We start from the raw sequence: 8,292 nt of genomic DNA, 5'->3' as shown, positions 1-8,292 counted from the left end.
GGGCATGCGCGCCATTGGGGGCGGCGCGCCATGATGAAGGTGGCGCGTGCCCCTCACCCAGCCTCTCCCCAGGGGGGAGAGGAGCAAGACAAGAACCATGAATACAAGCATTTCACCGGTATCGCCTCCCGTGGCCATGCCGGTTTTACGTTCCAGCGCCGGCGGTCGGGCCAAGCGGGTGCTGCCCGGCTTCAACCTGACGCTGGGCTATGCGCTGTTCTATCTCTGCCTGATCGTGCTGATTCCGCTGTCGGCGCTGGTCTTCAAGACCTTCACGCTGAGTTGGGACCAGTTCTGGACGGCCGTGGCCTCGCCGCGCGTGCTCGCCTCGTACCGGCTGACCTTCGGCGCCTCGCTGATCGCGGCCATCGTCAACCTGTTCGGCGGACTGCTGGTGGCCTGGGTGCTGGTGCGCTACAACTTTCCCGGCAAGCGCATCGTCGATGCGCTGGTGGACCTGCCGTTCGCCCTGCCCACGGCGGTGGCCGGCATTTCGCTCACGGCGCTCCTGGCCGGCAACGGCTGGGTCGGCCAGTTCCTCGAGCCGCACGGCATCAAGGTGGCGTTCACGCCGGCCGGCGTGGTCATTGCCCTGATCTTCATCGGCCTGCCTTTCGTGGTGCGCACGGTGCAGCCGGTGCTCGAGGACACCGAGAAGGAACTTGAAGAGGCCGCCACCTCGCTGGGCGCCACACGCTGGCAGACCTTCCGCCTGGTGATCCTGCCGTCGATCACGCCGGCGCTGCTCACCGGTTTTGCCATGGCGTTCGCGCGGGCCATCGGCGAATACGGCTCGGTGATCTTCATCGCCGGCAACATGCCCATGATCTCGGAGATCACGCCGCTGATCATCATCAGCAAGCTCGAGCAGTACGACTTCGCCGGCGCCACGGCGGTCGCGCTGGTGATGCTGCTCATCTCCTTCGTGATGCTGCTGGTCATCAACGCGCTGCAAGGCTGGCAGCGCAAGCGTTCGGGAGCCTCGTCATGAGCGGCGGGACGGCACTTCGCAGCAACGTGCGCCGCGCGCAGGCCGGCACCACCGAGTCGCCGGTGGTGCGCTGGCTGCTCATCGGCCTGGCGCTGACCTTCATGGGGCTGTTCCTCGTGCTGCCGCTGGCGGCCGTGGCCACCGAGGCATTGCGCAAGGGCTTCGGCGCCTATGTGGAGGCCCTGAAGGAGCCCGATGCCTGGTCCGCCATCCGCCTGACGCTGATCACGGCCGCCATCTCGGTGCCGCTGAACCTGGTGTTCGGCATTGCGGCCGCCTGGGCCATCGCCAAGTTCGAGTTCCGCGGCAAGGCCGTGCTCACCACGCTGGTGGACCTGCCCTTTGCGGTGTCGCCGGTGGTGGCGGGCCTGATCTACGTGCTGGTGTTCGGCGCGCAGGGCTGGCTGGGCCCCTGGCTGGCCGAGCACAACATCAAGATCATCTTCGCGGTGCCGGGCATCGTGCTGGCCACCATCTTCGTGACCTTTCCCTTCATTGCGCGCGAACTCATTCCGCTGATGCAGGCGCAGGGCACCGACGAGGAGCAGGCCGCCATCGTGCTGGGTGCCACCGGCTGGCAGACCTTCTGGCGCGTGACGCTGCCCAACATCAAGTGGGGGCTGCTGTACGGCGTGATCCTGAGCAATGCGCGCGCCATGGGCGAGTTCGGCGCGGTGTCGGTGGTGTCGGGCCACATCCGCGGCCAGACCAACACCATGCCGCTGCATGTGGAGGTGCTCTACAACGAGTACCAGTCGGTCGCGGCCTTCGCCGTGGCCTCGCTGCTGGCCATCCTGGCGCTGGTCACGCTGGTGATCAAGTCGGTCATCGAGTGGCGCCACGAGCGCGAGATGAAGGCGCTGGCGGACCTGCCGCCCGAGCGGCCCGTGCAGGACACGGCCGCCGCCTGAAGTGAGAGGAACAAACAAATGAGCATTGAGATCCGCAACGTCAGCAAGCAGTTCGGCGACTTCCACGCGCTGCGCAACGTCAACCTCGACGTCGATTCGGGCGAGCTGGTGGCGCTGCTGGGCCCCTCGGGCTGCGGCAAGACCACGCTGCTGCGCATCATCGCCGGCCTGGAAACGGCCGATGCCGGCAGCATCCTGTTTGCCGGCGAGGACACCACCGACGTGCACGTGCGCGAGCGCCAGGTCGGCTTCGTGTTCCAGCATTACGCGCTGTTTCGCCACATGTCGGTGTTCGAGAACGTCGCCTTCGGCCTGCGCGTGAAGCCGCGCAGCACCCGGCCGAGCGATGCGCAGATCAAGAAGAAGGTGATGGAGCTGCTCAAGCTGGTGCAGCTCGACTGGCTGGCCGACCGCTACCCCTCGCAGCTGTCGGGCGGCCAGCGCCAGCGCATCGCCCTGGCGCGCGCGCTGGCGGTGGAGCCCAAGGTGCTGCTGCTGGACGAACCCTTCGGCGCGCTCGACGCCAAGGTGCGCAAGGAACTGCGCCGCTGGCTGCGCCGCCTGCACGACGAGCTGCACGTCACTTCCATCTTCGTCACGCACGACCAGGAGGAAGCGCTCGAAGTGGCCGACCGCGTGGTGCTGATGAACAGCGGCCGCATCGAGCAGGTCGGCTCGCCGCAGGAGGTGTGGGACCACCCGGCCAGCCCCTTCGTCTACGGCTTTCTGGGCGACGTGAACCTGTTCCATGGCCGTGCCCACGAAGGCGAGGTCGAGGTGCAGGGCGTGCGCTTCGACGCGCCCGAGCACGGTGCGGCGCGCGACGCCAAGGCTCTGGCCTACGTGCGGCCGCACGACCTGGACGTGCGCCGCTACGTGGCTGGCGCCAGCGGCATCGTGGCCAGCATCGGCCGCGCCATCGTGGTCGGCCCCATCGCCCGGCTGGAACTTGAGCCGGTGGAATCGAATCCAGATAATCCCGGCAGCGGAACCATCATCGAGGCGCAAATCCCTGCGCAACAGTTCCGCGACCTGGGCCTGAAGGAGGGCGACCAAGTGGTGGCCACGCCGCGCAAGGCCCGGGTGTTCGTGGAAGAAGACTGGGTTTCGCCTTGATTCAATGGTTCTTTGGCGCGCCGCGCCGTGCGTTCGGCCTCATCGCGCTGGCCTGTGTGGCCATGCTGGCCTTCGGCCTCTACCTGCAGCACGTGGTGGGGCTCGAGCCCTGCCCGATGTGCGTGGTGCAGCGCTATGCGCTGGTGGCGGTCGCCGTATTCGCCGGCCTGGCCTCGGCGGTGCGCGGCCGCGGCGCGCGCACCTTGTGGGGCGGGCTCGGCCTGGTGGCCAGCGTGGGCGGCGCCTACACCGCGGCCAGCCAGAGCTGGCTGCAGTGGTATCCGCCCGAATTCGTCAGCTGCGGCCGTGACATCTACGGAATGATCGAGAGCTTTCCGCTGCAGCGGGCCATTCCCATGATCTTCCGCGGCAGCGGCGACTGCTCCAAGGTCGACTGGTCCTTCCTGGGCCTGACCATCGCCAACTGGTCCTTCATCGCCTTCACGGTGTTCGGCCTGCTGACCATCGGCCTGCTGCTGGCCGGCGGGCGCCCCCGGGGCGGCTACAGCGGCAAGGTGTCGAACGCGGCATAAGCCGTCGCCAGCCAGCTCTTGACGCGCTGGCGCTCCAGCAGGCCCAGGGCCGCGGGGCTTTCGCGGTCGTTCACCGCCTTCCAGAAGCTGGTGTTCTGCGCGTCGATCTTGCGCATGCTGGCCTCGTGCAGGCGGGGCAGGGCAATGATCTTGGCGCCCGCCAGCATCGCCTTGGACAGCGACTGCGAGCCCAGCAGCAGGGCGAAGTCGCTGCCCCGGCCGTAGTTCTGCACCACGATGTAGTTGGGCTTGTCGCCGAAGGTGTCCACCAGCGTGCCCAGCAGGTCGGTGGAGTCGCGCCCGTCGTCGAGCACGTGCCAGAAGTTGACCGGCACGTTCAGCTCGCGGAACAGCGGGAGCAGGTCCGATTCCTTGATCCACTTGGACAGCGGCGCCAGCGTCTGCGCCGCCAGGTCGACGATCACGCTGTGCTCGGGGTTGTCCTCGAAGCCGTTCACGATCGTGTCGAGCGCCTCGTAGCTGTCCACCAGCACCGGCGAGGCGAAGCCCTGGTAGAAGCGCGTGAAGGAGTTGTGCGAGCGGTCGGTGTCGAAGCCGGTGAAGGGCTTGTTCCGGTCGATGAAGTACTGGGCGAGCACCCGGGCCGTGACCGACTTGCCGACGCCGCCTTTTTCACCGCCGATGAAATTGAGAGAACTCATTCCGTTTGTCCTGCCTTCGTGAAGTGGGAGACATGCGCCCGGATCGGCGCGCGGAGGGTTGCCGGGGCATTCTAGGGGCGGCCTCCGCTTTGCTCGGCGCGGTCGGTCGAGCGGGTCGTGCCGCAGGCCGCGAGGGCCAGCGACAGGGCCGCCGGCAGCAGCACTTTCAGGCGATGTGACATGGGGACTCCCTGGACGTTCTGGTGCTTGTCCGCACGGTATCATCTTCGCTTCGGTGCGCAGTTCTCCCTGCGACAAATTTCCTTACAAATCAACAGCTTGGATCGGAGTCTTGCCGTAGCGGCAAATCCGGTCCCGGCAAGGCAAAGCTCGTGCGCCTCAATTCGATCAAGCTCTCCGGCTTCAAATCCTTCGCCGAACCGACCAACTTCATGCTGCCAGGCCAGCTGGTCGGCGTGGTGGGGCCCAACGGCTGCGGCAAGTCGAACATCATGGACGCCGTGCGCTGGGTGCTGGGCGAATCGCGTGCGTCCGAGCTGCGCGGCGAGTCCATGCAGGACGTGATCTTCAACGGCACCACCAGCCGCAAGCAGGCCAGCCGCTCCAGCGTGGAGCTGGTGTTCGACAACGCCGACCACCGCGCTGGCGGGCAGTGGAGCCAGTTCACCGAGATCGCCGTGCGGCGCGTGCTCACGCGCGACGGCACCAGCAGCTACTACATCAACAACCAGCCGGTGCGCCGGCGCGACGTGCAGGACGTGTTCCTGGGCACGGGCCTGGGCCCGCGCGCCTACGCCATCATCGGCCAGGGCACGATCAGCCGGATCATCGAGTCCAAGCCCGAGGAACTGCGCCTGTTCCTCGAAGAGGCTGCGGGCGTGTCCAAGTACAAGGAGCGCCGGCGCGAAACCGAGAACCGCCTGTCGGACACGCGCGAGAACCTCACGCGGGTGGAAGACATCCTGCGCGAGCTCAACACCAACCTCGAGAAGCTCGAGAAGCAGGCCGAGGTGGCCGCGCGCTACAACACGCTGCAGGGCGATGCCACGCGCAAGCAGCACCAACTGTGGTTTTTGAAGCGCGGCGAGAGCGAGGCCGACCAGGCCAAGATCAAGATGGACGCCGAGAAGTCCATCAACGACCTCGAAGCGCGCACCGCCGAGCTGCGCCACGTCGAGGCCGAGCTCGAAACCGTGCGCCAGGCCCATTACGCGGCGGGCGACCAGGTCAACCAGGCGCAGGGCAAGCTGTACGAAGCCAGCGCCGAAGTGGGTCGCCTCGAAGGCGAGATCCGCTTCGTGGTCGAAGGCCGCCAGCGCGTCGAGCAGCGCCTGGTCCAGCTCAAGGAGCAGGTTGCGCAATGGGGCATGCGCCGTGAAGAAGCGCAGGCCGAGATCGAGACCCTGGCCGGGCAGGGCGTGGACGCCGAAGAGCAGTCCATCCTGCTGGCCGCGCAGCTCGAGGAGCACGATGCGCGCATGCCCGAGCTGGAAGAGGCCTTGCAGCGCGCGCAGGACGAAGCCAACGCGCAGCGCAGCGCGGTCGCGCAGGTGCAGCAGCAAATCCAGGTGCTGGCCGCCGACCAGCGCAACATCGACGACCAGATGCGCCAGCTGAATGTGCGCGCCGAGCGGCTGGAAACCGACAAGCGCGCCCTGGCCGCGCCCGACGAAGCCAGGCTGGCCGACATGCAGGAGCAGCTCGCCGCCGCGCAGGAAGCCGCCAGCGAAGCCGATGCGCGCCTGCAGGAGCTGCAGGAATCCGTGCCGCAGCTCGACGAATCGCGGCGCGAGAAGCAGCAGCAGGTCAACAGCGAAAGCGCCAAGCAGGCCGAGCTGTCGGCACGCCTGGAGGCGCTGCGCGCTCTGCAGGAAAAGGTGAAGACCGACGGCAAGCTGGCGCCGTGGCTGGCCAAGCACGGCCTCGACGGGCTGCAGGGCCTGTGGACGAAGATCCACATCGAGCAGGGCTGGGAGAACGCGCTGGAAGCAGCCCTGCGTGAGCGCATGAGCGCGCTGGAAGTCAGCCGGCTGGACATGGTGCGCGGCTTCCTCGGCACCGAGGGCAAGGACGCACCGCCTGCCAAGCTCGCCTTCTACAGCCCGCCCGCGGCGGCCCAGCCTGCATCGGCGGGCAGCCTGCCGCGCCTGTCCGATCTATTGCGCCTGAACGACGCGGGCCTGCAGGCCTTGCTGTCCGACTGGCTGCATGACAGCTTCACGGCGCAGAGCTTCGAGGAAGCCCTGTCGCTGCGCGACAAGCTGCCGCCCGGCGGTGTCATCTACGTCAAGAGCGGCCACGCCGTCTCCGCCCACGGCGTCAACTTCTACGCCCAGGATTCGGAACAGGCCGGCCTGCTGGCACGCCAGCAGGAAATTGAAAACCTGGAGCGCCAGCTGCGCGCGCAGGCCCTGATCAGCGAAGAAGCGCGCAGCGCCCTGGTGCGCGCCGAGGCGGCCTACAGCGATGCCGCCGCGCGCCTGGTGACGGCACGTCGCGAAGCGGCCGACACGCAGTCGCGCTCGCACGAGCTGCAGGTCGAGACCCTGCGCCTGACGCAGCTGGCCGAGCAGACCCGCGCACGCAGCGAGCAGCTCAACGCCGACCTGGGCGAAGTCAACGCGCAGCTCGAAGAACTGCAGGAGCGCCGCGTGGCGGCCGAAGCGCGCTTCGAGGAGCTGGACATGCAGCTGGCCGACAGCCAGGAGCGCCATGCGCAGCTCGACGAAAAAGTCATCGAGGCGCAGCGCAAGCTGGCCGACAGCCGCGAGCAGCATCGCAGCCTGGAGCGCCAGGCGCAGGAAGCCACCTTTGCGCAGCGCACGCTCGAGGCGCGCCGCGCCGAACTGCAGCGCTCCATCCAGACGGCCGAGCAGCAGACCGTGGCGCTCGCCGACGAAGACCAGCGCGCCCGCGCCGAGCTGGAGCGGCTGTCCGACGCCGCCGCGCAGGCCGGCCTGCAGAACGCGCTGTCCTTGAAGCTGGAGCGCGAAACCGCCCTGGGCGCCACCCGCAGCCAGTACGACGACCTGACCATCAAGCTGCGCGCCAGCGACGAGCGGCGCCTGCAGCTGGAGCGCGAGCTCGAGCCGCTGCGCCAGCGCATCACCGACTTCCAGCTCAAGGAGCAGGCCGCGCGCCTGGGCTTCGAGCAGTATTCGCAGCTGCTGGCCGACGCGCAGGCCGACCTGGAGGCGGTGGCGGCCTCCATCGAGACCGACAAGGTGCGCCTGACGGGCCTGCAGAGCGAGATCGATCGCCTGCACCGCGAAGTGGCGGCGCTGGGCGCGGTCAACCTGGCGGCACTGGACGAACTGACCGTGGCGCGCGAGCGCAAGACCTTCCTCGACGCGCAGTCGGCCGACCTGAACGAGGCCATCAACACGCTGGAAGACGCCATCCGCAAGATCGACGGCGAGACGCGTGAGCTGCTCGGCGGCACCTTCAAGATCGTCAACGACCACTTCAGCCGCATGTTCCCCGAGCTGTTCGGCGGCGGCAACGCCAAGCTGGTGATGACTGGCGACGAGATCCTGGATTCGGGCGTGCAGGTGATGGCGCAGCCGCCCGGCAAGAAGAACCAGACCATCCACCTGCTCTCGGGCGGCGAGAAGGCGCTCACGGCCATTGCGCTGGTGTTCGCCATCTTCCAGCTCAACCCGGCGCCGTTCTGCCTGCTGGACGAAGTGGATGCGCCGCTGGACGACGCCAACACCGAGCGCTATGCCAAACTCGTGACCGCCATGAGCAAGGAGACCCAGTTCCTCTTCATCAGCCACAACAAGATCGCCATGGAAATGGCCGAGCAGCTGATCGGCGTGACCATGCAGGAGCAGGGCGTCTCGCGCATCGTGGCGGTGGACATGGAAGCGGCCGCCTCGATGGCCGAGGCCGCATGAGGCCGCAAAGAGAAAATCAAGAATCGAGCCTGGGAGAGGCTTTTCAATGAGCAGCTTGACTGTTGCACTCGCCATCCTCGGCGGCCTGGTGCTGGCCGCCGTCATCGCCTACAACGCCTGGACCTCGCGCCGCAACACGCCGCGCCAGCCCCGGCAAGTGCCCGACGGTGAGGGTCCCGCGCCCACCGCGCCGCAGCCCCTGGGCCAGGGCGGCGGCGA

The 8,292-nt window shown here is 67.8% G+C and carries 6 protein-coding genes; 5 read left to right on the top strand and 1 reads right to left on the bottom strand.

Annotated features, from left to right (window positions below):
- The first annotated feature begins 136 nt into the window (after positions 1–136).
- Genes cysT through VSO01S_RS24940 form a run of 4 tightly spaced genes read left to right on the top strand, consistent with a single transcriptional unit; the run spans position 137 to position 3,551 of the window.
- Positions 137–991, top strand: a complete 855-nt coding sequence (cysT, locus tag VSO01S_RS24955) for a sulfate ABC transporter permease subunit CysT (protein WP_245684322.1) — start codon at positions 137–139, stop codon at positions 989–991.
- Complete coding sequence (gene cysW / locus VSO01S_RS24950; RefSeq protein WP_068645473.1) at positions 988–1,902, top strand: sulfate ABC transporter permease subunit CysW; 915 nt, start codon at positions 988–990, stop codon at positions 1,900–1,902. Before cysT ends, cysW begins: the two co-directional genes overlap by 4 nt.
- An 18-nt stretch (positions 1,903–1,920) precedes the next feature.
- Positions 1,921–3,018 carry a sulfate/molybdate ABC transporter ATP-binding protein gene (locus VSO01S_RS24945; protein WP_068645472.1) on the top strand — a complete coding sequence of 366 codons (1,098 nt, stop codon included), beginning with the start codon at positions 1,921–1,923 and terminating at the stop codon, positions 3,016–3,018.
- Positions 3,015–3,551, top strand: coding sequence for a disulfide bond formation protein B (locus VSO01S_RS24940; protein WP_068645471.1), 537 nt, complete (start codon positions 3,015–3,017; stop codon positions 3,549–3,551). The genes VSO01S_RS24945 and VSO01S_RS24940 overlap by 4 nt, the downstream gene beginning before the upstream one ends.
- Here the strand turns inward: VSO01S_RS24940 and VSO01S_RS24935 are convergent.
- Entirely contained in the window at positions 3,521–4,213 is a 693-nt protein-coding gene (locus tag VSO01S_RS24935; RefSeq protein ID WP_068645470.1) for a P-loop NTPase family protein, read from the bottom strand. The two genes, VSO01S_RS24940 and VSO01S_RS24935, sit on opposite strands and share 31 nt — an antisense overlap.
- 332 nt (positions 4,214–4,545) lie before the next feature.
- On the opposite strand from VSO01S_RS24935, the gene smc reads away from it, so the two are divergent.
- The gene (gene smc / locus VSO01S_RS24930; protein ID WP_068645469.1) at positions 4,546–8,073 is read left to right on the top strand and encodes a chromosome segregation protein SMC; all 3,528 of its coding nucleotides are present in this window, start codon (positions 4,546–4,548) and stop codon (positions 8,071–8,073) included.
- The last annotated feature ends 219 nt before the right edge of the window (positions 8,074–8,292 follow it).

It is taken from the genome of Variovorax soli NBRC 106424 (assembly GCF_001591385.1).
GTDB classification, from domain to species: domain Bacteria; phylum Pseudomonadota; class Gammaproteobacteria; order Burkholderiales; family Burkholderiaceae_C; genus Variovorax; species Variovorax soli.
The sequence above is the reverse complement of the archived record's forward strand: the minus strand, read 5'-3'. Positions and strand labels throughout refer to the sequence as shown.